Annotated in this window: 18 protein-coding genes and 3 pseudogenes; 10 read left to right on the top strand and 11 right to left on the bottom strand. The window is 60.8% G+C overall.

What is annotated here, in order from left to right:
• The 3 genes and pseudogenes from DXB98_RS04875 to DXB98_RS04865 form a co-directional block, all read right to left on the bottom strand.
• Positions 1 to 310, bottom strand: a pseudogene (locus tag DXB98_RS04875) (lantibiotic ABC transporter permease); the annotation flags it as partial.
• A gap of 35 nt (positions 311 to 345) precedes the next feature.
• Positions 346 to 1,116: a hypothetical protein gene (locus DXB98_RS04870; protein ID WP_117743336.1), complete on the bottom strand. Its 771-nt coding sequence runs from the start codon at positions 1,114 to 1,116 to the stop codon at positions 346 to 348.
• The gene (locus DXB98_RS04865) at positions 1,113 to 1,841 is read right to left on the bottom strand and encodes a lantibiotic protection ABC transporter ATP-binding protein (protein ID WP_035136943.1); all 729 of its coding nucleotides are present in this window, start codon (positions 1,839 to 1,841) and stop codon (positions 1,113 to 1,115) included. The genes DXB98_RS04870 and DXB98_RS04865 overlap by 4 nt, the downstream gene beginning before the upstream one ends.
• Positions 1,842 to 2,181: 340 nt before the next feature.
• Between DXB98_RS04865 and DXB98_RS10510 the strand changes: the two are divergent.
• Positions 2,182 to 2,298 (top strand): annotated as a pseudogene (locus tag DXB98_RS10510) (restriction endonuclease subunit S); the annotation flags it as partial.
• Positions 2,299 to 2,330: 32 nt separating this feature from the next.
• Here DXB98_RS10510 and DXB98_RS10400 read toward each other — a convergent pair.
• Positions 2,331 to 2,948: a YjdF family protein gene (locus DXB98_RS10400; protein WP_233505093.1), complete on the bottom strand. Its 618-nt coding sequence runs from the start codon at positions 2,946 to 2,948 to the stop codon at positions 2,331 to 2,333.
• A gap of 363 nt (positions 2,949 to 3,311) precedes the next feature.
• Here DXB98_RS10400 and DXB98_RS04850 point away from each other — a divergent pair, with 363 nt between their 5' ends.
• Entirely contained in the window at positions 3,312 to 4,424 is a 1,113-nt protein-coding gene (locus DXB98_RS04850) for an IS110 family transposase (protein ID WP_117743334.1), read from the top strand.
• A 550-nt stretch (positions 4,425 to 4,974) separates the two neighbouring features.
• Here the strand turns inward: DXB98_RS04850 and DXB98_RS04845 are convergent.
• The gene (locus DXB98_RS04845; protein WP_117743333.1) at positions 4,975 to 6,348 is read right to left on the bottom strand and encodes an ISL3 family transposase; all 1,374 of its coding nucleotides are present in this window, start codon (positions 6,346 to 6,348) and stop codon (positions 4,975 to 4,977) included.
• Positions 6,349 to 6,576: 228 nt separating this feature from the next.
• Positions 6,577 to 7,539, bottom strand: a complete 963-nt coding sequence (locus tag DXB98_RS04840; RefSeq protein WP_075844146.1) for an Abi family protein — start codon at positions 7,537 to 7,539, stop codon at positions 6,577 to 6,579.
• 795 nt (positions 7,540 to 8,334) lie between these two features.
• On the opposite strand from DXB98_RS04840, the gene DXB98_RS04835 reads away from it, so the two are divergent.
• The 4 genes and pseudogenes from DXB98_RS04835 to DXB98_RS04820 all read left to right on the top strand — a co-directional run bounded on the left by DXB98_RS04835 (position 8,335) and on the right by DXB98_RS04820 (position 10,280).
• Entirely contained in the window at positions 8,335 to 8,784 is a 450-nt protein-coding gene (locus tag DXB98_RS04835; protein ID WP_117734610.1) for a hypothetical protein, read from the top strand.
• A 139-nt stretch (positions 8,785 to 8,923) separates the two neighbouring features.
• Positions 8,924 to 9,541, top strand: a pseudogene (locus DXB98_RS04830) (GyrI-like domain-containing protein).
• Positions 9,542 to 9,620: 79 nt separating this feature from the next.
• Positions 9,621 to 9,836 (top strand): hypothetical protein, encoded by a 216-nt coding sequence (locus DXB98_RS10160; protein ID WP_117743332.1) that lies wholly within the window; start codon positions 9,621 to 9,623, stop codon positions 9,834 to 9,836.
• 195 nt (positions 9,837 to 10,031) lie between these two features.
• Complete coding sequence (locus DXB98_RS04820; protein WP_117734609.1) at positions 10,032 to 10,280, top strand: transposase; 249 nt, start codon at positions 10,032 to 10,034, stop codon at positions 10,278 to 10,280.
• Between the two features lie 248 nt (positions 10,281 to 10,528).
• Here the strand turns inward: DXB98_RS04820 and DXB98_RS04815 are convergent, their stop codons facing one another.
• Positions 10,529 to 11,419 carry a LysR family transcriptional regulator gene (locus DXB98_RS04815; protein ID WP_117734608.1) on the bottom strand — a complete coding sequence of 297 codons (891 nt, stop codon included), beginning with the start codon at positions 11,417 to 11,419 and terminating at the stop codon, positions 10,529 to 10,531.
• 217 nt (positions 11,420 to 11,636) lie between these two features.
• Between DXB98_RS04815 and DXB98_RS04810 the strand changes: the two genes are divergently transcribed.
• Entirely contained in the window at positions 11,637 to 12,692 is a 1,056-nt protein-coding gene (locus tag DXB98_RS04810) for a YeiH family protein (RefSeq protein ID WP_117734607.1), read from the top strand.
• A gap of 189 nt (positions 12,693 to 12,881) precedes the next feature.
• A complete protein-coding gene (locus DXB98_RS04805) occupies positions 12,882 to 13,319 on the top strand; it encodes a helix-turn-helix domain-containing protein (RefSeq protein ID WP_117734606.1) in 438 nt (145 codons plus the stop codon).
• A gap of 224 nt (positions 13,320 to 13,543) precedes the next feature.
• Here DXB98_RS04805 and DXB98_RS04800 read toward each other — a convergent pair whose 3' ends face one another.
• Both DXB98_RS04800 and DXB98_RS04795 read right to left on the bottom strand, forming a co-directional pair.
• Positions 13,544 to 13,888 (bottom strand): DUF6508 domain-containing protein, encoded by a 345-nt coding sequence (locus DXB98_RS04800; RefSeq protein WP_117734605.1) that lies wholly within the window; start codon positions 13,886 to 13,888, stop codon positions 13,544 to 13,546.
• A 9-nt stretch (positions 13,889 to 13,897) separates the two neighbouring features.
• Positions 13,898 to 15,631, bottom strand: coding sequence for a DUF262 domain-containing protein (locus DXB98_RS04795; protein ID WP_117734604.1), 1,734 nt, complete (start codon positions 15,629 to 15,631; stop codon positions 13,898 to 13,900).
• Between the two features lie 287 nt (positions 15,632 to 15,918).
• Here DXB98_RS04795 and DXB98_RS04790 point away from each other — a divergent pair, with 287 nt between their 5' ends.
• The gene (locus tag DXB98_RS04790; RefSeq protein WP_117734603.1) at positions 15,919 to 16,449 is read left to right on the top strand and encodes a flavodoxin family protein; all 531 of its coding nucleotides are present in this window, start codon (positions 15,919 to 15,921) and stop codon (positions 16,447 to 16,449) included.
• A gap of 383 nt (positions 16,450 to 16,832) precedes the next feature.
• The gene (locus tag DXB98_RS04780; RefSeq protein WP_117734602.1) at positions 16,833 to 18,041 is read left to right on the top strand and encodes an ATP-binding protein; all 1,209 of its coding nucleotides are present in this window, start codon (positions 16,833 to 16,835) and stop codon (positions 18,039 to 18,041) included.
• Positions 18,042 to 18,131: 90 nt separating this feature from the next.
• Here the strand turns inward: DXB98_RS04780 and DXB98_RS04775 are convergent, their stop codons facing one another.
• Complete coding sequence (locus DXB98_RS04775) at positions 18,132 to 20,372, bottom strand: DNA gyrase subunit A (RefSeq protein ID WP_117743331.1); 2,241 nt, start codon at positions 20,370 to 20,372, stop codon at positions 18,132 to 18,134.
• 45 nt (positions 20,373 to 20,417) lie between these two features.
• Positions 20,418 to 22,415: a type IIA DNA topoisomerase subunit B gene (locus DXB98_RS04770; protein WP_117734600.1), complete on the bottom strand. Its 1,998-nt coding sequence runs from the start codon at positions 22,413 to 22,415 to the stop codon at positions 20,418 to 20,420.
• Between the last annotated feature and the right edge of the window lie 126 nt (positions 22,416 to 22,541).

The following is a 22,541-nucleotide window of genomic DNA, read 5'->3' as shown; positions in this document are numbered from 1 at the left end:
GCGCCGCAAGGGCGAGCAGCTTCGCCGCGACGGCGCGCCCGCGCGAGGGGACCGCCGTGAGGTTGGCGAGGCGCCCGGCAGCGCGCTCCTCGTCCACGGCGAGCCCGCAGACGATGGCGGACATGAGCGGCATGAGGGCGCCGAGGAACTGGGCGTAGGCGTCCGCGCCCAGCGCCGGGTCCCATCGGGTTACGGAGAAGTACTCGCCGCAGGCAAGACCGGCTGCCAGGCCGCAGACGAGGTGCACCACTGCGAGCGGGGAGCGCGCCAGGCGCAGGGCCTCGGAGAGCAGGGCCCGCGGGAGAGTCATGCGCGGCGTCGGGTCGGAGAGTCGTGTCATGGCCATCACCTCTCCTCGGAGCGCGCGAACCAGGCCGCGCCCGCCGCCGTGAGTGCGGCGAACGCGAGCGCGCAGACCGCAAGGCCCGCCAGTGTGAGCATGCCGTCCGCCGTGAGCGCCCCGCCGAGCGCCATGTCCGCCGCGAGTGGCTCGCCGCTCGACAGCACGGGGATGAAGCTCGTAGGGATGACCATGCTCGCCGACGGCGGAAAGAGCTGCGGCAGCGGCATCAGCGACCAGGCGAACCCACCCACGAGCTGGGTGGCGAGCGGGCAGAAGATGCCCGCGAGCATGCCGAGCCGCGCCGTGAGGAAGAGCCCTGCGGGGATCATCCACGCCGCGGTCACCGTGTTGGCGAGCGCGCAGAGGAGCATCGTGAACGTGCCCGCGGCCGTGAGGCCCTGCGAGGAGAACGCCGATCCCGCGAGGTAGATGCCGAAGACCACGAGGTTCGAGAGCGTGCAGAGCGCGAGGCACCAGAGCGCCTTGGCCCACCAGGCGCGCCCGAGCGGGAAGCCCAGGCCTAGAAGCCCCCGCATCCGCGTGCGCGCGTCCGCCCGCGCGACGCAAACCACCACGAGCGAGAGAGACACGGGCAGGAAGAGCGCGTACCAGTAGTTCCACGCGCTGAAGATCTGCATGCCCCGGTAGGGCATCGCGCCGAGCAGCGGCATCGGCAGTGCCATGAGCACGGCCAGGCGAACCGGTGCCGCGTGGCGCGACTTCAGGGCCTCGGCGCGCAGGCCCGCGAGCAGGCCGCCTTTCTCGCCCGTCATGCCGCCACCTCCCCGCGCGCTCGACGCCCCTCCCGGCAGACGCTCATGAAGAGTTCCTCGAGGTCCTGCCCGGGCCGAAGCGCATCCTCGTAGGCGAGGCGCCCCCCGTAGATGATGCCGATGGTGTCAGCCATCTGCTGCACCTCGGAGAGGATGTGGCTCGAGACGATCACCGTCGTACCCGCCGCCGCGAAGCCGCGGATCTGGTCGCGCAGCTCCTCGATGCCGATGGGGTCGAGGCCGTTGGTGGGCTCGTCGAGCACGAGCAGGCGTGGCCGAGCGATCAGCGCCAGCGCGAGCCCCAGGCGCTGCCGCATGCCCATCGAGAAGCGCCCGGCGCGCTTCTTCCCGGTGTCCGCGAGGTCCACGGCGGCGAGCACCTCATCTACGCGGCTCTCGGGAAGGCCCAGCAGCGTGGTGCGCACGCGCAGGTTCTCGCGCGCGGTGAGGTTGGGGTAGAGCGGCGCCTCCTCGATGAGGCTGCCGATTGCGTAGAGGTCCTCGCGGCGCCAGGCGTGCCCGGCAAAGAGGATCTCCCCGGCCGTCGGCCGCAGCATCCCGCAGATCATCTTGAGCGTTGTCGACTTGCCGGCGCCGTTGGGGCCGAGCAGCCCGTACACCTCGCCCTCGCGGATATGAAGGCTCACGTCGGCCACGGCATCCTGCGCCTGGTCGCCGCGGCCGAAGCGCTTGGTGAGCCCGCGCGTCTCGAGCATGTAACCCATGGGTTCGTCCTTTCTCTTCCGGGCGCGCGGGCCGAGTCGCCGTGCCCGCGCGCCTTATCTTTCGGGTTCACCATCCATGGTGGGGCGCGTTTCTAACGAAGCTGTAACGGCCGTTGGGCTCTTTTGGCGCCAGCCCTTCTCGACCCGTACGCCACTCATGGTATGCTTATCGCGATAACAAGGACGGAGGTGCCCGTGGCACGCAATAAGTACCCGGAGGAGACGGTCGAGAAGATTCTCGACGTTGCCGAGCGGCTCCCCGTGGAGCGCGGCTACGAGCACACCACGATGATCTGAAGAGCAATACGCTAAACCGAAAAAGGTAATCGAAGCCGCGCCTGTGGACTTATTGAGGGTCGAGATTCCCGCCCCATCCATCGGCACCCAGCAGAAGGTCGTCGATATCCTCGACCGCTTCGACTCCCTCACGGCATCGCTGATCGACGGCCTCCCCGCCGAGATCGAGGCACGGAATCAACAATACGAGTTCTACCGCGACCGCCTGCTCGACTTCCCGCGCAAGGCAATCGGAACTGAATGGTCCGATGGAACCAGGGCTGCCGCTAAGGGCCTCCCAACGTTTGTTACGGTTGCAAACTCTTCGAGGGCCATATGGGCGGCGCGGCGGATAATTGCCGGTCTGAACCGCGAGGCCCCATCTACATCCCGCAGACTCTTTGCATAATCATAAAAGGAAGGGCACGGGCATCCGCATTCGCGGAAACACGGCTCGAAGCGCGCATCAGCCTCTTCCGCGCGGCGTCGGCTTCTTGCCTGAGCCGACTCCCGCTTCATCGCTTCCCGCTGTGCCGCGAGCGCCTGTTGTGCCTTGGTGCTCACCGCGGGCCGTTTAAGGGCTTTCGCTGCCTCGCGAGCGCGCCGCTTGGGGTTCTTCGCGGGCTTGCTTGTCTCAGTGGCCTTGTCGCCGAAGAACGAGAGCTTCTCCCATTTGCCGACAACGTATCGCAGGATCTCCTCATCAGACGGCTCCGCGCCGAAGACGATGCGGGCGACGCCGTATCTGCCGTCCTCGACATGCTCCGCCAGCCCGACCCAGAATTGGCCGTCGTGATATACGGTCAGGGTGGACGACACGCTGATCTGCATGGCTGGTTCCTCCTTTATGTAGATGACCATGCAGAGAAGGGACAACCAAGGAGGCAGGTTACTGATGCGGACTCCCGCACGCCCACGACTACCCGACGGGGACTGTGTTTTCATCTCTGGTGCCCGCATTGTAGCACGCGCGGATTCACGATGTTGATTGCCGGCGCCTAGACGGAGATGAAGGCGGTTCGATCTAGGTCAAGCCGGTCGCTCGTTCATGAAGCGGCCGATTCCCTGAAAGACGATATGAGCAGGACATAAAAAAGTTGGAAGCCCCTCCTGCATGCATATCCGCGGATTAGGCCGACAATAGAGGTGTCCAAACCGCCAGCGGCCACGCCGCATTCATGGAAGGGGCTTCCGATGAGCAATGCTACCACTTTCGTAGGGCTAGACGTGCATGCCAGGTCGGTGAAGGCCTGCGCGTTCGTCCCGGAAACGGGCGAGACGATCAGGAAATCGTTCGGCTACGAGCCCGGCGAGATCGCCTCATGGGTGTCCTCGCTGCCCCAGCCCGCCAGATGCGTCTACGAGTCGGGAGTGACGGGCTTCCACCTTTGCCGCGAGCTGAACGCGATGGGCGCCGCCTGCGTGATCGGAGCCGTTTCCAAGATGCACAAGCCCGCCGCGGACCGCGGCCGCAAGACCGACAGGCGCGACGCGCAGTTCCTCGCGGTGCAGCTGGCGCTGGGCGTGGTCACCGAGGTGCACGTGCCCGATGCCGAGTGCGAGGGCGCGCGGGATTTGGCGCGGGCGCTGGCCGACGCGCGCGACGACGCCGTGCGCGCCAAGCAGAGGCTTTCGAAGTTCCTGCTCAGGCACGGGCTCGTCTACGACGAGAGGAACGCCGCCGGCCAGAGGCGCAACCGCTGGACCGGGGATTTCTGGGCGTGGGTGGGCCGCATCGACCTCGGGGACGCCGCCGCCATGGCGACGCTGGACCACTACTGCGAGCGCGTGCGCGAGGCCGACGCCGCCAAGGCCGCGCTCGAGGCGAAGGTCAAGTCGCTGGCCCAGCAGCCTAGATGGAAGCCGACCTGCGACGCGCTCAAATGCCTCAAGGGTATAGACGCGGTCACCGCGGCTTCGATCGCGTGCGAGGCCGACGGCTTCGCGAGGTTCGCCACGGCGTCGGGCTTCGCGGCGTGGGTGGGCCTGGTGCCCTCCGAGCACTCCAGCGGCGAGTCCCGATTCCGCGGCGGGATAACCAAGGCCGGCAACAAGCACCTGAGAAAGCTGCTCGTCGAGGCCGCCTGGCACTACAAGGGAGCGTCGAGGTCGCCGAAAGACCTGGCCAAGGGGCAGGTAGTCGACGCAGCGACCAGGCGACACGCCAACGCGGGCGTGAGGCGGCTCGTCGACAGGCGCCGCTCCATGGACGATGCGGGCAAGCAGAGCAGCGTGGCCAACGTCGCGGTGGCGCGCGAGCTGGCCTGCTGGTGCTGGGCCGTGGGCCGAATGGCGGAAGGCGCCTAGCGGGAGCGCCGCGCACATATCCGGGTCTTTCCCGGAATTCCCGGGCTCGACGGGCGTCGGCCTCCATCCGCGGATTTTTTTCGTGCGGCGGCGAAGCCGCCACGCACGCCAAAAGACAGACGAGACGGAGGGGCCGGCCGTAGCAACGAGATGCACCGGCGCATTCTGCGCGATGGGCGAATATTAAACTGCCAGACGGGCGTCGATCCGACACGCGCTGTCAACGGGGATTGCGGAGGAGATAGATTGGGCCAAGGGCGAACGAAATCGCCCTTGGCCCTTCATTGCCTATTGACAATGTCCTGCTCATATTAATAAAAGGCGCCCACGAGGACACCTACAGGCTATCTTCGAACTACTTGGTTGGGGCAGACGGAGGAAAAAAATAGGGCAGAATCGCTCTCACGATCCCGCCCCGCAAACCCGAGGGTTTCTAACTGGCTCCATTATTCCGGGCTTCTCAGTTCTGTCATTGACCCAGGTATCATCCGTCTCCTATAGCGAGTGAATATAAAAGAGGCTTCGGTAGTTTGTGTGACAAGGGGCTAGCCTAGGCGGCAACGCTCTTCGCTCCCTTCACGCCCTTCTTCCTCGCCTTCACCGGGCGACCCGGGAGCTGGGGCTGGCAGTCGCCGCACCTGAGCATGAGCAGGGCCACGAGGTTGTCGGTGTTGCGGAAGCCGTAGCCCATCCTCACCGTCACCTTGATCTTGTTGTTGACAGCCTCTACGCGCCCGTTGCTGATGCCGAGCTCGACTGCGGCGATGATGTCGTCGCGCCGGCGGCGCACCTTCTTCTCCACGGCGACGACCTTGGCGATCTTGCAGCAGGCGGCCCTGTGCATCCAGTCGTCGAGCAGCTCGGCGGCCTCGGAGCCGTCGGCTGCCCGGAAGACGGCCCGCAGGTCCTCCTTGAGCTCCCAGGCCCTGACCAGCCGCGAGCCGGCCCTCTTCTTGAGCGCCTCGAGCCTCGCCCTCTGGCCGTCGGTGAGGTCCTCGGGGTTCTTCACGAGCGCGTAGCGGCTGCCCTTGATGGAGGCCGCCTCCTCCCCGAGCGCCCTGACCTCCTCGGGCGGCAGCTCGCCTTTGGCAGGCCTGCCGCGCTTGCCCTCGGGCCTGGGCCTGGCGGCCCTGGCGGCGGCCCTGGCGGCGTTCCACTCCCCGCAGCGCACGGCGTCGGGCGCGTCGTTCATCCACTGGACCACGTGGAAGGGGTCCATGACCCACCTCGCGTTGGGGCAGCGGCGCTTGACCAGCTGCCTTATCCACCTCGCGCCGTCGGCGGTCACCACCTCTATGGCGCGCCTCTGCTCGCGCGTGAGCTCGTCGAGGAACAGGTTGAGCACGTCCTTGCCGGTGCCCTCGTGCGCCCAGATGGGGCAGCCGCGGTCGTGGTCGACGACCACCGTGACGTACTTGTGGCCCTTCTTGTACGACGTCTCGTCGATGCCGATGCGGCGCACGCCGTCGAACCTCGAGGCGCCGCGCGCGGCCTCCAGCTCGGCGTAGACGCGCCTGCACGCGCCGCCCACGCTGTGCCACTCGACGCGGGCGAGCTCGGAGACCGCCGAGGCGGTGCAGCGGACCGCCAGCCACGCCACCCAGTCCTCGAAGTCGCGCGTGAAGCGCGCCCCGTGCCGCGCCCAGGGGACGGCCTCGGTGCGCACGCCGTGCTCCGGGCAGCGCACCCTGCAGGGCGCGTACTCCAGGTAGCAGGCCGAGCGCGCCAGGTCCATCGCCCTCCACAGCCTGGGGGCCCCGCGGTTCGCCATGTCGTAGAAGTCGCAGGCCCTGCCGCATACGGGGCAGCGGCGCTGCTCGCGCTTGTAGGGCCGGACGCTCACGACGATGCGCTCGGCCTCGATGCGCGCGCCCAGGACGACCGTGCGGGCCAGACCGAGGGCGAGAAGTAGTAGACTCTTCATGCGTCACACCTCTTCGGTTGTCTGAATTTGGCTTAGCAATCATAGGCGGATGACGCGGAAACGGCCCCTCCCGGGGCCGTTTCAGTTCCAGATCGTTGTTTTCGCCCGCTGAGCTGGGCCTATGCCGGAATCTCTCCCACAGAAACCACCGAAGAGCCATATAAAAATAGGGCAGAGTCGCTTGCGCAAGTCCGCCCCTAAAACCGTGAAGGTTTTGCTATCTGCAGGCTATTCTACCAACCCGAGCGATTCTGTCAACCTGCGAAGGAACTCGAGCGCGGAGCGAGCTGCGGCGTCGGGCCCCTTGTCGGGCAGCGCCTCGGTTTCGCCGTCGGCCCTGGCGAACATCTCGGCGAGCTCGGATGCGGCGCGCGAGCGCGAGGAGCCCTCGGGTACCAAGCCGGAGTGCGCCACGAGCACGGTCGCGACCTCCTGCATGGCCGTATTCCCCATCCACTTCCTCCTGGTCGCCTTGGGAATCCCCACGGCGGCGACCCTTCGGGAGACGCCGCTGGACGCCGAGCCCCGGGCGGCGCCCCTCTCGGCGAAGCAGTTGATCAGGCACGAGCCGTGCGCGGCGCAGTTGCGGACGGACTTCACGCGCTTGAGGTCGTAGTGGGAGGCCTCGAGGCGCCTGTCGCCCCATCGCCTGGCGCAGAAGCGCACGAAGTCGATGAGGGTGCCGAACGAGGTGAGCTCAAGGAAGGCCCAGGCAGGCATGTCGCCGGAGTACTTCGCGTAGAGGCTCGAGCTGTAGGGGCTGCGGCCGCTCATCTTGAGCTCGCGCAGGCGGTACTCCCTGTTTGCAGTGGTAAGCGATGCCATGTAGTCGGCCACGATGGCGTAGCCGTCCTCTCCACGGTCCTCCATCTCGCGAAGCAGTGTCACCTTCTGGAAATGCTCGATGTCGAGCGTCATGCCGAGCAGGGCGTGGCGCAGCTCCTGGTCGAGCGCCGCGAGCAGGCGCAGCTGGCCGAAGTCGAGGTCTACGTAGCGGCCGTCGCGCGGGCCTCCCTCGTATTTCGAGAAGAGTTTGCGGTAGGATGCGAGCTTGAAGAAGTTGCACTTGTCGCGCAGGTAGTCCGCGGCCTCTTCCTCGGAACACAGTTCGAAGGCTACGCCCTTCTGCTTGAGGTGCTCTATCTGCTGCTCGATCGTGAGGATCGGCTTCCTATCGTGGGGTTCGGCCATGCTCGGTCTCCTGTCATTGATTTGAGAATCCTATTCTACCAGCATGTTTGCCCTGAATCCTGAAGGCCCGTTCGCCAACTCATAAGCAAGCCACCTGAGACTACTCACTTTGTTCACGAATGGCGAAGACCTGCGACCTGGGGTTTTGCAAATGGCGCGCAAGCCACCCGCGTTAATTCACTTGCGGTTGAAGCTGGCGGCTTGCACGCTAAAGGTCGGTTGAGTTTCAAAACGGGCGTTTTCGGCGAAATCGAGCCTCCAAAGGCGGTCCGCCGCGCCCTTTGGGACAAAAACAAAAACTCAAAACACTGAGTTTGAAAAAAGTTTTTGGAGTTGTCCCAACTTTTGTCCCCGAAGCCGACGAAACAAGACATGGTGTTATTTGGCGGCATTCGGTTCGAGACGACACCGAAAACTGGGTGCAACTAGAATGACGGGACGACAAATACAGAGCCATCGAGTGGGAATAGAAAATACCTTAGTTATGGGGGTATAAATTGGATTTCCTTTAGGATGCACCCCCATAACTATATGAATTGACCTGCTGACTCCAATGAAGATTGGTGGGTAACTGCCAGGGGTGGCGGCCCAGCGAGTGTTGTTTTGCGAGCTATGCGCATTGAAAGCGACCTTTCGTGGTATAAACTACTTGCCGGAAGCCGCGGCTTTCAGAGTACGGCTTACGTGTACGTTTAACCTCCGTGGGCGACGGGGTGCCGCAAGGCGTAGAATATCGCCCACCTGTAGGGGCCTGCAGCGATGCGGGCCCCGCTTCGTATGAAGGGGGCGTAACCGATGAAGATCGTATCCATCTCCCAGGACTTCTTCGACCTCGTCGAGGGCGACCGCGAGCTCATGCTTAAGCACAATCTCCCCTGCATCGTGGTGGTGAGGCTGCGTTTCCGCGGGAAGCGCAGGGACTTCGCCGTGCCGCTGCGTTCCAACATCGCCCCCAACGTGCCCAAAGACCAGTACTTTGCGTTGCCACCCCGCCCCACGACGCGCCCCGGCTGCCGCCACGGCATCCACTACATCAAGATGTTCCCCATAACCAAGTCCTACCAGCGTCGCTTCAGGACCGAGGGCTCGGCCTACTACGAGACGCTCCAGCGCATCATCGACGGCAACACCAAGCGCATTGTCTCCGAGTGCCAGGCGTACCTCGACCGCTACGAGCGCGAAGGAAGGCCCCGCTTCGCCGTCGACATCGACCGCATCGTGGGCCTGCTGGAGGGCGAGAAGTAGGGCACCTCGGCTCAATCCCGAGCCATGCGGAACCGCTTCACATTTTTGAACGCCGCGCGCCCCAAATACCCGAGAAACAGGCCATGAGGTGCGGCGGCGCACTCGTGCCTGCGCGCAGCCATCTCCATCAGCGTCTACGGTGCGCTACAACATCGCGGGCAAACCGCCTGACAAGCCGAGCTTTCTGATCGTTCCGTCTATGAGCTACGTTGCCGTGCGGGGCAAGGGCGATCCCAATGCCGAAGGCGGCGCGTAGCAGAACGCGTTGCCGATGCCCTATGGCGTCGCCTATACCATCAAGATGTCGAAAAACGGCCCGCGAGAGATCGAAGGCTATTTCGACTTCGTCGTGCCTCCGCTCGAGGGCTTCTGGTGGCAAGACCACACCGATGGCGGGATCGATTACGCGCGGAAGGACGACTTCAACCTCATCTCATGCATCCGCCTGCCCGATTTCGTCACTCGCGAGGACTTCGACTGGGCCGTCTCGGAAGCCGCTGCCAAGAAGAAGCTGGACTTCTCGTCGGTCGAGCTGCTGAGGGTCGACGAGGGTCTTTGCATTCAGCGCATGCATACCGGGCCTTACAACGACGAACCGGCGACCATAGACGCCATGCGCACATTTGCAGCGGAACGGGGCTACGCCCCCGACTTCTCCGAAGCCTGTCTGCATCACGAGATTTACCTCTCCGACCCGCGCAAGTGCGCGCCGGAGAAGCTCAAGACCGTGATCCGTCATCCCATAAAGTTGATTTAGCGAAGCGAGTGACGCCGATCGCTTCGGCTTTTGGGCGCTCGCCGTGGCGTGGGCGGCAGCGGGACGTGCCCTGCGACCGGTGGCGGAGGCCGAGGCGCGGGAGCGCGCGTTCGTTTGCACCGCCTCGCACGACCTCGTCACCCCGCTCATGGCGGTGACCGCGAACTACGACGTGCTTGAAGCGGAGGCATTCGATCAGACCGGCCTTGCGTCCTGGGTCGCCAACATCCGTGCAGCGGCGGACGAGATGGCGACTCGCATTGCTGACATGCTCATGCACATGGGCGGCGACTAGCCAGGGCGAGCCCTGCAACGGGCATTATTATCCGGGAAGCGTTTGATTGCGAGACACGCCGGTGTGAGGGCCTGAGTCGTCAGGCCCCGCACAGGGGGACCGCGATGGTGGCCACCGCGCCGCCCGAGGGGCTGTTGGCGAGCGAGACGGAACCCCCATGGGCGCTCGCGGCCTCGGAGGCGGCGTGGAGGCCAGATGCACTCCAATGTCAGGGAGATGAAGACCGTGGCGAGGATGCTCAGGAAGGAGCGGGAGGGCATCCTGAACTGGTGGAAGAGGGGCTCCACAAACTCGTTCCTGGAAGGGCTGAACCCCGTCGTCCAGTCGGTCCGCAGCGCTGCAAGGGGCTTCAGGAGCATCGCCTATTTCAGGACGATAATCTTCCTCCGGCTGGGCCGCCTGGACTTCACGGCCCAGAAGAAGCTGACATGCGCTACCCACTAGAAACGTCGAAGAGCCCATTTTTGGCCTTCGGTGGCAAATACGAGCGCTTGCCATAAAAATGAGCGACGTCTCTACCTGCAGCTTGCCAAAATCGACCTCCGATGGCAATGGTAAAAGTGTCATCGGAGGCCTGTTTTGGCGTTGGTTTTTGCCACTGGAGGTCGATTTTGGTTTTTAGGCGCCATCGGAGGCCGTTTTTGGCGCGGAGCCGGGCTTCTGCCTGTGTACGTGCGCGGGCACTGCGGGCTTTATCGCCTCCAGGAGCGGGCGATTTCCTGGTAGCGGCGCGCAGCGAGGCTGCCACGTTGCCAGATCAGGCGAAAGTCGTGCTCGACAAAGAAGTCGCTTGGGGTGATGTCGCGCAGCTCGCCCTGATCGAGCTCGCGCTCAACCGCTGCGCGGTACAAAAACGTAATGCCAGTCCCCGCCCGGACGCACAGCTTGATGGCGGGGATGCTGGCGACCTCGAACGTGCCTGCGAAGTCGTCAAGATCGAGGTCGCGCGCGGCGAGGTGCTTCTCTAGGATCTCGCGCGTGCCCGACCCCGCTTCGCGTAGGATGAGCCTGCGGTCGAGTAGGCTGGCCATGGATACCGGCTTATAGGACGCGTCGAACTCATCTGCGCTCCCAACAGCTACATAGCGCTCGCGCGATACCGGGGCGGAGTCGAAGAGGGCCCTGTTAAAGGATCCTTCTACCAAGGCGAAATCAATAGTACCGGCCTCCAGGCCTTCCACAAGCTCCTGCGTGTTGCCAACGCTCATCTGCACCATCTCGTCGGGATGTTTTGCCATATGGCGGGCGAGTACGCGGGGAATCCAATAGTCGCAGATGGTGCGCGTGCAGCCAAAACGCAGGGGAGCCTTGGCGGGCTGCTCCAGCGTTAGGGCTTTCGCTTGCGCCTTGAGCCTCGTCTCATCGTTCTCCATTGTTTCGAGCGCTCGAAACAGCATCGCCCCCGCTTGCGTGAGCTCGCCGCGCCGGCCGCCCTTGTGGAAGAGGGCGCACCCGTAATGCGCCTCGAGCTGCCGGATATGCTGCGATACGGCGGGCTGGGTGATATGGAGCTCCGCTGCCGCCTGCGTGAAGCTGCCCAGCCTGCAGACCGTCAAGAACGTATGGGTGCGGTAATCCAGCACGTTGACTCCTATGCTCAAGAATCATCTATAACATCGTCCATATATAACAAATACTTATAGAGTGATAACCAATAGGGTGAAAAGAATTATAAGCCAAGGTAGTACTATCGCTATGCATTCAATCTTGGCTGTTTGCCGAGAGAGATTTGGGTTTATGTCGTAGGCGGCGGAGCGGTTCCGCGCATGCAGGGACGGCGCGTATAGAGAGGAAGAAGATATGGCGGAAAGAACGTGGGACAAGGTTCAAGATAGCTGGAGGGGCGTGGCGCTATGCCTGCTTATCGCTCTGCCGGCATGGTTTTTGGGCAAGCGCTTCGACGTGATCGGCGGGCCGGTCTTCGCCATCCTCATCGGTATGGTGCTGGCGCTGTTTATTAAGGACGACGCGGCGTTGCCGTTTGCGCCCGGTATCAAGTTCACCTCTAAGAAGATCTTGCAGTACGCGGTTATCCTGTTGGGCTTTGGCCTCAACCTTTCCCAGATCGCGCGCGTGGGCGCCCGTTCGCTGCCCATTATCGTGGCGACTATCACCACGTCGCTGGTGATTTCTTTCGCCCTGCATCGCGCCCTCAAGATCCCCACCAAGATTTCCACTCTGGTGGGCGTGGGGTCGTCAATCTGCGGCGGCTCGGCAATCGCGGCGACCGCTCCGGTTATCGATGCGGACGATGAGGAGATCGCGCAGGCCATCAGCGTCATCTTCTTGTTCAACATCATCGCCGCGCTTATTTTCCCGGCTCTTGGCGGCATGCTTGGCCTTTCAAACGAGGGCTTTGGCCTGTTTGCCGGCACCGCCGTCAACGACACCTCGTCCGTAACCGCCGCCGCTGCCGCGTGGGACGGCATACACCCTGGCGCCAATACGTTGGACGAGGCGACCATTGTGAAGCTCACCCGCACGCTCGCCATCATCCCCATCACGCTGGCGCTGGCATTTTGGCAGGTTCACAAGGCCAAGCGCGCCGCCGCGAACGGCGAGGGCGGCGAAGCTGCGGGCACGTTCGATATCAAGAAGATCTTCCCCTTCTTTATCCTCTTCTTTGTGCTTGCCAGCGTGATCACCACGGTCTTCGCGCTACCTGCGGGCGTGACCGCGCCCATAAAGGAGCTCTCCAAGTTCTTCATTGTTATGGCTATGGCGGCGATTGGTTTCAACACCAATATAGTCAAGCTGGTTAAGACGGGCGGCAAACCCATCTTTATGGGTCTGTGCTGCTGGATCGGCATCGCTCTGGTGAGCCTGGGCATGCAGCATCTGCTTGGCATTTGGTAGGCTATTGTCTTTAAAAGGAAAAAAGCATCGCGCGTTCTGCGCCTCGAAATCTCAGAAGGGGTTTCGAGGCGTTTTTTAGGGCGGCGGATTAGCATTCTGAGTGCAACGGCATGGGGCCTGCTCACGAGCGTGGCGCACTCCCGGGGGCTACGATGTTGGCTGTCTAGGTCAACGTCGGAGCGAGGGGACATGCGCCGCTACAGGCATCTTAGCGCCGAGGAGCGCGACAGGATAGCGGAGATGCACGCGAGGCATGAGGGGGTCTCGGCTATCGCCGCTGCGATAGGCAGGAACAAGTCCACGGTGAGCAGGGAGATCGCCAGGAACGGCCGGAACGGGCGCTACGGGGCCATCGCCGCCCAGTCGCGCTCCGACGCCCGCCGCAAGGCCTGCAGGCCCCGCAAGAGGCTCTCCGACCCGGCCCTCGCGGCCGAGGTGCGCAGGCGCATCGTCGACGACCGCCGGTCGCCCGAGCAGATAGACGGCAGGTCCCGCCTCGAGCGCGGCGGGCGCTGCGTCGTGAGCTTCTCCACCATCTACCGTGCCGTGAACGCCGGCGAGCCCGCCTATTCCGAAGGGGGCATACGGGCGGTATCCGCCCGCTATGATTCTCGTAGTTCATCTTGACCACGGGTTCATTTTAAGTAAGCAGTGCAGCTATGAGCTGAGGATAAAGCGCCACAGTGTGCCCCGCGCTCTCGACTTCTCGGTAGAAACGTGAGCCTTTGGTCAATGCATCTCAAGATTGAGCGATGGTTCCGCTTTTGATTTGGTGGCATGACGGAGTGCGACGGCATGGCATTGTCGCATCGCTGTGCTGTCGCAGCGCCAGACGTCTTCGTGGCCGCCGTTCAGCCCTCGTCGAGCTCCTTCAGCCGGAAGAGGCAGCGGTCCAGAAACCCGCTCCTGGCTTGCGCGGCAAGGAGTCCGTCGCAGAAGCGGTCGCCACGAACGCACCACGTGATGCATGCACGTATCAGGTCAATGTCCCCATGGTCGATGTCGCAGCTGTCTATGCCTTCCGAGGTGTCGATGCCATGGCGTTCAAGCGTCTCGAAGTAGCTGGTGTCCGCGAACCCGTCCAGTTCATAGAAATCGTCGACGAAATCCTCGAGTCCGAGCGTCCCGCCCCCAAGCTCGACATTCATGTTTCTGTCCTCCAGCTTGCCAGCGTGCTTGGTTAGTCTTTCGAACATGTTCGCTCCTTAGCTCAAAAGTCCGTTGTCGCCCAGGTAGTCCACGAAGGCATCGATGATCTGAGCCGTGCGAGTCGCGATGTCTATTTCGGTGAAGTCTCCCATGACTTGTGTCAGGCGCTTGAGTTCCGCGATCTTTGTTCCGGCTTTGCGCTTGCCATTGCCGTCGGTGTATCCCTCATAGTACTTGCGTTTATCGCAGAATCTGTAGTCGGCCGCGCGGATGTTTACACGCTTCTCGAGCAGCGCCTTGTTACCCAGTGCCTCCAGGTTGGATTGGTCGACGAGCGGGTCTACCTCGTTGCGCTTCTTGGCATAGATGTGCTCAATTTCGAGCGTAGTGTCTAGGTCCATGAGTGGTTGATCTGGGTCTGCGTACGCCCACCAAGTGAGCATGGACTTCGTTACAGGCCTGCCGTTGGTGAACACGTAGGTTCGGAATCGCTCAGCAATATTTGCGCGATTGAAGTGGTGGTTGGGAAACTCCACCGGGCGGTGCTCCACGATGTTGATCATCTCGGGATACACTGGCGAACGCAGCGCATTTACGCCGGGACGCTCAATGGCGTAGGCGAGAACGAATGCCGTGATCTTGTTTAGAAAGCCGTAGAGTGCCTCGTCATCGAGGACACTTTTGCTGTCGCGGTTGGCAAGGAACCAGACGCTTAGCAGATAGGTCCACATGCCGTTGGGGGCGTAGTTCAGCACGAAGAGCCTGCGGAGCACGCGCTCGCTGAACCCTTCCTGCGCGTCGACGCGTTTCCAGAAGCCGAGCAGCGCCTCGAGATCGTCGAGCGTGGCGTCCTCCTTGAGCATGGCGTAGCCATCGGCACCGAAGAAGTCGCGCAACGATGCGGTGGTCGTGTCGCGGATGCCTTTCTTCGCGCGGCGGTAGTACATATAGCGCGTAAATAGCTCATCGGTTGGTGTACCGCGCATGGGCCGGAAGATAGCGTTCGCTCCCTCCTCGAGCGCCTTCCAGCGACGGATGAACTCGTCCTTGCGCCCCGTGTCGGAATAATGCTTGTAGAACTGGCTTTTGAAGATGTCGGCATCCGAGAGAGGCAGCCCTCGGTCGTTTAGAGTCGAGAAGATGCGTAGCGCGGTGTCCTGCGACTCCGCTTCAATGGGTAACAGTATCACATTGTTGATGACGCGTGTGGCCATGTAGACGGTGTAGGTGGGCCACTCGCTCACCAGTTGTTCAATTTTCCTCTGGAAGAAAGCGAAGTTGCGGGCATAAGCGCTCTTCCAGCCATCGCCTACGTTGCCCTCTCGTAAAATCTCGAGGAATTCATTCTTGTCGTTGTCCGATGCAACCTCGGAGTCGATCTTGAGGCGCTCCATGTCGGGCTCGTCGAACTCGTCGGTTTTCCATACACAACGGGCGATTGCCTCGCGCATCTTCACAGACTGCTTATCCTTCATGTTGGTGAACTTGTCGTAGAACGCGCGGAGCAGCAGCATGATGGTGGTGAGGCGCTGCTGGCCGTCAATGATCTCAAGTTGGCCAGAGAGGTTCTTAAAGGTGACGATGGGCCCTAGAAAGTATTCGTCGTTTTCGCTGTCGAAACGCTCGTAGTCATCGCCTGGAAAAGCGAACGAGAACAGGTCATCCCACAGCGTTGCGCATTCATCCTCGCCCCAGGCGTAGGGCCTCTGGTAGTCGGGGATGAGGAAGTCTGATCGCTTATCGGTGAGAAGATCGCGAATCGATCGCTGGTCGATGTTGAGCTTGGACATGAGCTGTACCTTCCGCGCAGGAACAATCAAGATGACACGGATTATATCGCCGAAGTCGTCATTCGCTCCATTGCTGAGAGTTATTGAATCTAGCAACCTCTGGCCAACCCTTACGGTTTCATGTCGTGATCCATATCGGCGCTGATCAATGCCCGTGATGCTTCTGCTTGCACCTTCTTTGGGGGGCACGAACGAGAGATGCGGTCTACAGATGACTGAATAGCTCCATTCGTTTTGGTTACAAGAAAACATGCTGCGCGCCTGCGGCATGAAGGAGAGGGAATCCTATGAAAATCGTTGTATTGAGCGGCAGCCCGCGCAAGGGCGCCAATACCGACACCATGGTTGAGGCGTTTGCCGAGACCGCGCGTGAGGGCGACAATGCGGTCGAGGTCGTCCGCGTTGCCAGCAAGAAGATCGCCGGCTGCTTGGGATGCCAATACTGCTTCGCCCATGAGGGCGTCTGCGTGCAGAAGGATGACATGGCCAACGTGATCGAGTCGCTGAAAGACACCGACATGGTTGTCTTCGCTTCGCCTATCTACTGGTTTGATATCACTGCACAGGAGAAGGCTGTCATCGACCGCCTGTACGCCTTCGGTGCTACGGGCTTCCCGTTCACCAAGACGGCCCTTTTGCTCGATAGCCACAGCGAGGGCGTCTATGATGCGGCTATCGCTATGTACAAGTCAGCCTGCGCGTACTGCAAGTGGGAGGACCAGGGCATTGTCACCATTAGCGGCATGACCGAGCGCGACAGCATGGCCTCCTCGCCCAAGCTGGAAAAGGTGCGAGAGCTCGCTCGCAAGCTCGCCTAAGGGCTCGAAGAGCGCATGGCAATCAACACTAGTGGAAATGCTTGCTGTCCTTACCAAGAGGAATGCTGATTGCCATGCGTTGAAGTCCTTGCGGACAATCTTGGCGCGCTAGGAGGCCTTCTCGCTCAGGAACTCCTTGAACGCGGGGATGTCGAAGCCGACGAGGCCACGTCCACGTTCCCCGATAACGCCGTCCTCGAGGAGGCGGCGTTTGTATTGACTTGCATAGTTGCTGGCGACGCCCATACGCTTGGCAATTTCTGAGACCCTGCTGGGGCCAGAATCGGGCAGAAGACTGTGAGTGAAAATCGGGAGTAGCGCTCCCGATTTTGACCAATTAACGTTTGTACGAGATAATAGACTCCATAACGGGAGGCGATTGTATGTACATCGAGCGCGAAATTGAACAGACGATAGATTCGATGCTGGGACAGGGAAAAGTTGTCTTGGTGACCGGAGCGCGCCAAGTTGGGAAGACGACGGTTCTCAAGCAACATCTAGGCGACCGATTCGACTATGTTTCGATGGAGAACCCGCGGGATTATCTTCTTGCAAAAGAGGACGCCGCCCTGTTTTTCGAGTCTCATGATCTGCCGATCATCATTGATGAGATTCAGCGAGTGCCTGAGCTTTTTTCTCCGGTGAAGTGGGTTGTCGATCAATCAGAGGAGAAGGGACGAATCGTCCTCACGGGATCCCAGACATATCACCTTATGAAAGGGGTGAGCGAATCCTTGGCGGGGAGGATTAGAATTCTGGAGATGCCCTCTTTAAGCTTGCGCGAACTCGTTGGTGGTCCCCAGGGCCCTCGTCCGTATATCCCCAAAAAGGTTTCCTTGGCCTCTAAGATGTCTTCGGGAAATATTTGGAACATCATCCATAGGGGTTCGATGCCCGAACTGCAAGACCCAACTATCGATTGGGACTCCTATTATTCCGACTACGTTGCCGCATATCTCGAACGCGATGTTCGCGATCTTGTAAACGTAAAGGATGAGGCGAAGTTCTACAGCTTTATGGTCGCGTGCGCAGCGAGAACGGGGCAACTGTTAAATGCCACCGATATTGGAAACACCGTTGACGTCGACCGTAAGACGGTGAAGGCTTGGCTCTCGGTTTTGCAGGCGTCGAACATCGTTCGGATTGTCGAGCCCTTTTGGCCTAATGTCGATAAGCGTCTGACCAAGACCCCTAAGATATTCTTTATGGATACAGGTCTTGTTTGTCATCTAACGAGGTGGATAACGCCGGAGCAATTGCGCAATGGGGCCGCGGCGGGGCATATATTTGAGACGTTCGTTGTCTCGGAAATTTTGAAGAGCTTTATGAACACGGGGAAGAGCCTTCGCGACGTATGGTTCTATCGAGACCAAAAGAAGCGCGAAATTGATTTGCTCATCCAAGAGGGCCATATTCTCCATCCCGTCGAGGTGAAGATGTCGGCCACGGTGGGCAAAGATGCGGTGAAGAATTTTTCCTGTCTCGAGGGCCTGACCGGCTATGAAATTGGGTTTGGACACGTTGTCTGCCAAACCCCGGATCCATACCTTATTACCAAGGATGTCCAAGCGATTCCTGTGTGGGGCATATGATATACGTTGCAACGAGCGGGGCACGGAGCGCGATGTTGCTGCGTTCCGGGCCCCACCGTTTTAAGAGCTTATGGCGGTTCTGCCGTTGTTTTAGTCAAACAGGCTCGGCATGTCGTTTTCCTTCATGAGGGCACCGGCAGAAGGCAGGCTCTGCGCAGTGAACTTTTCGGCCGAGACACCGGCACCAAGAATCTCTTCGGTCGTGCCGATGGTGGTGACCGAGCGGCCCTTCTTGGCCGTGAAAGCCTGGACGCCCTGCGTGTTGGTGGTCGTCTTGGTCTTAAGCAGCGACGTGTTGAAGTTCATCAAACGATAGTCGCTCGAGACCAGCGCGATGTCGCGATCTTCCTTGAGCACCTGCGCATACAGCAGCTTACTGCCGCCGTAGATGGCGTTCTTAAGGCGCTTGCGGTTGGTCTTGGTGACGTATCCGGCAAGTGCGACGCGCACCACACGGCCGTTCTCAAAGACAAACAGTACGTCGGCTTTGTAATCCTCGGGGTCGATGACCCAGAGCACGCTCTCGTCGGGTTCCATTTCGAGGTCGGTCGGCAGGTATGAGCCCAGCTGGGCCGACTTGGTATCCTCAAACGCCGCAACCTTGCACTTGTATACCTGGCTCTTGTTGGTAAAGACCAGCAGCTCGTGAGTGTTGGAGGACGGGAACTCGATAAAGGGTTTGTCGCCGTCCTTGTACTTGAGTGTGGTCGCCTTCTTGAGCACGCGGTCCGTCATCTTCTTAAGGTAGCCATCGCGCGAGAGCATGATAGTGACCGGGTACTCCTCGACCTCGGGCTCCAAGCTTACTTCGATAACCTCATGGGGCTCGATCCTGCCCGTGCGGCGCGGCATCACGTACTTCTTGTTGACCGCGGCCAGCTCGTCGCTGATGACCTTCTTGATGTTCTCCTCGCTGGAGAGGATCTCCTCGAGCTCGGTAATCTCGCCCTCGAGTTTTGCGATGTCCTTGGTGCGGTTGAGGATGTACTCCTCGTTGATGTTGCGGAGCTTAAGCTCGGCAACAAACTCGGCCTGGGTCTCGTCGATGTCGAAACCCTTCATAAGGTTGGGCACGACCTCGGCCTCAAGCTTGGTGCCGCGAATGATGGCGATGGCCTTGTCGATGTCGAGCAGGATCGCCTCGAGGCCGTGCAGCAGGTGCAGGCGCTCGGACTTTTTGCCCAGGTCAAAGTTAATGCGGCGACGCGTGGACTGAATGCGCCATGCGACCCACTCGTGCAGGATCTGGCGCACGCCCATAACGCGGGGGTAGCCGTCGACCAGCACGTTGAAGTTGCATGAGAACGAGTCCTGCAGCGTGGTTGAGCGGTAGAGCTTGGCCATGAGCTTATCGGGGTCGACACCGCGCTTAAGGTCGATTGCGATGCGCAGGCCCGAAAGGTCGGTCTCGTCGCGGATGTCGGCGATCTCTTTGACTTTGCCCTCTTTGGAGAGCTTGACGATGCGCTCGATGATGACATCGGTCTTGGTGGTGTAGGGAATCTCGTAGACCTCGATGATGCGCTCTTCGGGAATCCAGCGCCAGCGGGAGCGAATCTGGAAGCTGCCAAGGCCGGTCTCGACGATCTTCTCCATCTCCTCGCGGCGGTAGATGATCTCGCCGCCGGTCGAGAAGTCGGGCATGGGCATGTACTCGAGCAGGTCGCAGTCGGGATCCTGCAGGTAGTGCATCGTGGCAGTGCAGACCTCGTTGAGGTTGAAGCCGCAGATGTCGGATGCCATGGCGACGCCGATGCCCTTATTGGCCGAGACGAGGATGTTGGGGAACGTGGTGGGCAGCAGGCGCGGCTCCTTCATGGCACCGTCGTAGCTGTCAACAAAGTCGACCGGGTCCTTGTCGATGTCCTTGAAGATCTCGGCGCTGATGGGCGCGAGTTTGGCCTCGGTATAACGCGAGGCGGCGTAGCTCAGGTCGCCCGAATAGTACTTGCCAAAGTTGCCCTTTGACTCCACGAAGGGGGCAAGAAGCGCTTCGTTGCCGGTGGCCAGGCGCACCATCGTCTCGTAGATCGCGCCGTCGCCGTGCGGGTTGAGCTTCATGGTCTGGCCCACGATGTTGGCGCTCTTCTGGCGCTCGCCCTTGAGCAGGCCCATCTTGTACATGGTGTAGAGTAGCTTGCGGTGCGAGGGCTTAAAGCCATCGATCTCGGGGAACGCACGCGACACGTTAACGCTCATGGCGTAGGGCATGTAGTTGACCTCGAGCGTCTGCGTGATCGGCTGGTCGGTGACCTCGGAGTGCAGGCCGATGACGTTCTCGGCGTTGACCTGCTTTTTCTTTGGCTGGTTCTTCGTCTTCTTCTTTGCCACGATTTCCTCTTGAACTTCTTATGGGCCGTCGTTATTGATTTGCTGCTACTGCAGATCTAGCTGGTCCAGGTATTCCTTGCCGTGCTCGGAGATATGGCGCTTACGGCCCGCCTCGTCGTTGCCCAGCAACAGGTTGAACATGGTTTCCATCTTGGTGACGTCCTCGGACTCCACCTTGATCAGGCGGCGCGTTTCGGGGTTCATGGTGGTGAGCCACATCATGTCCGGATCGTTTTCACCAAGACCCTTGGAGCGGTTGATGGAACACTTCTGGCCGCCAATCTCTTTGAGGATGCCGTTTTTCTCGAGTTCGGTGTAGGCAAAGTAGGTTTTCTCTTTGCAGTTGATCTCGTAGAGCGGCGACTCGGCGATATACACGTACCCCTCGTCGATAAGCGTGGGCACCAGGCGGTAGAGCATGGTGAGCACGAGTGTGCGGATGTGATAACCGTCGACGTCGGCATCCGTACAGATGATGACCTTGTTCCAGTTGAGGTTGTCCAAGTCGAAGGCACCAAGGTTCTTGATGCGCTTGTCCTTGATCTCCACGCCGCAGCCCAGCACGCGCATGAGGTCCATGATGATGTCGGACTTAAAGATGCGCGGATAATCCTCCTTCAGGCAGTTGAGGATCTTGCCTCGGACGGGCATAACGCCCTGGAACTCGGCATCGCGCGACGTGCGGATGGCGCCTGCTGCCGAGTCGCCCTCTACGATGTAGATCTCGCGACGGTTCTTGTCCTTGGAACGGCAGTCGATGAACTTCTGCACGCGGTTGGCCATGTCGGTCTTCTGCTGCAGATTGGTCTTAATGCTCTGACGCGTCTTCTCGGCGTTCTCGCGCGAGCGCTTGTTGATGAGTACCTGCTCCATGATCTTGTTGGCGGCGTCTTTGTTCTCGATCAAGTAGGTCGAGAGGCGCTCCTTAAAGAATGCCGTCATGGCCTGCTGGATAAAGCGGTTATTGATGGCCTTCTTGGTCTGGTTTTCGTAGGACGTCTGAGTGGAGAAGCAGTTGGTCACCAGTACCAGACAGTCCTGAACGTCTTGCCACTTAATGCCGCTCTCGTTTTTGTTGTACTTGCCTTGGCCCTTAATGTAGGCATCGATGGCGCTGGTCAGAGCACTGCGCGCGGCCTTCTCGGGCGAGCCGCCGTTCTCGAGCCATGATGAGTTGTGGTAGTACTCCTGCATCATGAAAGTGCGCGAGAAGCACATGCAAGCAGTGATTTTTACGTTGTAATCGGGCAGGTCCTCGCGATCGCGACCGCGACGATCGGCCTCAATAAAGAAGGGCTCGGTAAGGTAGTCGGTACCGACCTTCTCAAGCACGTAGTCCTCGATGCCCTTGGGATAGCAAAAATCCTCTTCGGAAAACTCGCCATCGTCACCCTCAATGCGCAGGCGGAAGGTCACGTTGGCGTTGACCACGGCCTGGCGGCGCATGGTCTCGCGATACCAGTCGTGGGGAATGCTGATCGAGGTAAAGACCTCAAGATCGGGGCGCCACTTGATAGTGGTGCCGGTGCGGTTCTCGTCGCTGGGCTCAATCTCGAGTGCCTTCTTCTTGGCGCCGACAACCTTGCCCTTCTTAAAGTGCAGGGAGTACTTGTTGCCGTCGCGCCAGACGGTGACGTCCATGTACTCGGAGGCGTACTGGGTCGCGCACGAGCCCAGGCCGTTGGTGCCGAGCGAGAAGTCGTAGTCGCCGCCCTGGTTGTTGTTGTACTTGCCGCCGGCGTAGAGCTCGCAAAAGACGAGCTCCCAGTTAAAGCGCTTCTCGGAGGGGTTCCAGTCGAGCGGGCAGCCACGGCCGTTGTCCTCTACCTGAATAGAGCCATCGCGAAAAGCGGTGAGGGTGATGAGCTTGCCGTAGCCCTGGCGCGCCTCGTCAACGGCGTTGGACAGGATCTCGAAGGCGGCATGCGCACAACCGTCGAGTCCGTCCGAGCCAAAGATGACGGCGGGGCGCAGGCGTACGCGCTCCTCGTCCTTGAGCTGGCGGATACTGTCGTTACCATAGTTTGCGGTGTTTTTTGCCATACTCGCTCTCTCGGTGCTCCTTTGCTGCGTTTAAGTCATATAGATAGTCAAAGTAGCATAGCCCAGCCCACAGACGATTCCACCCAACACGAAATCCATCGAACAATCGTTCGTGGTATATTGATT

The organism is Collinsella sp. OM07-12 (assembly GCF_003438275.1).
In the GTDB taxonomy this organism is placed as follows: Bacteria; Actinomycetota; Coriobacteriia; order Coriobacteriales; family Coriobacteriaceae; genus Collinsella.
This window is presented reverse-complemented; position numbering and strand designations above follow the sequence as displayed.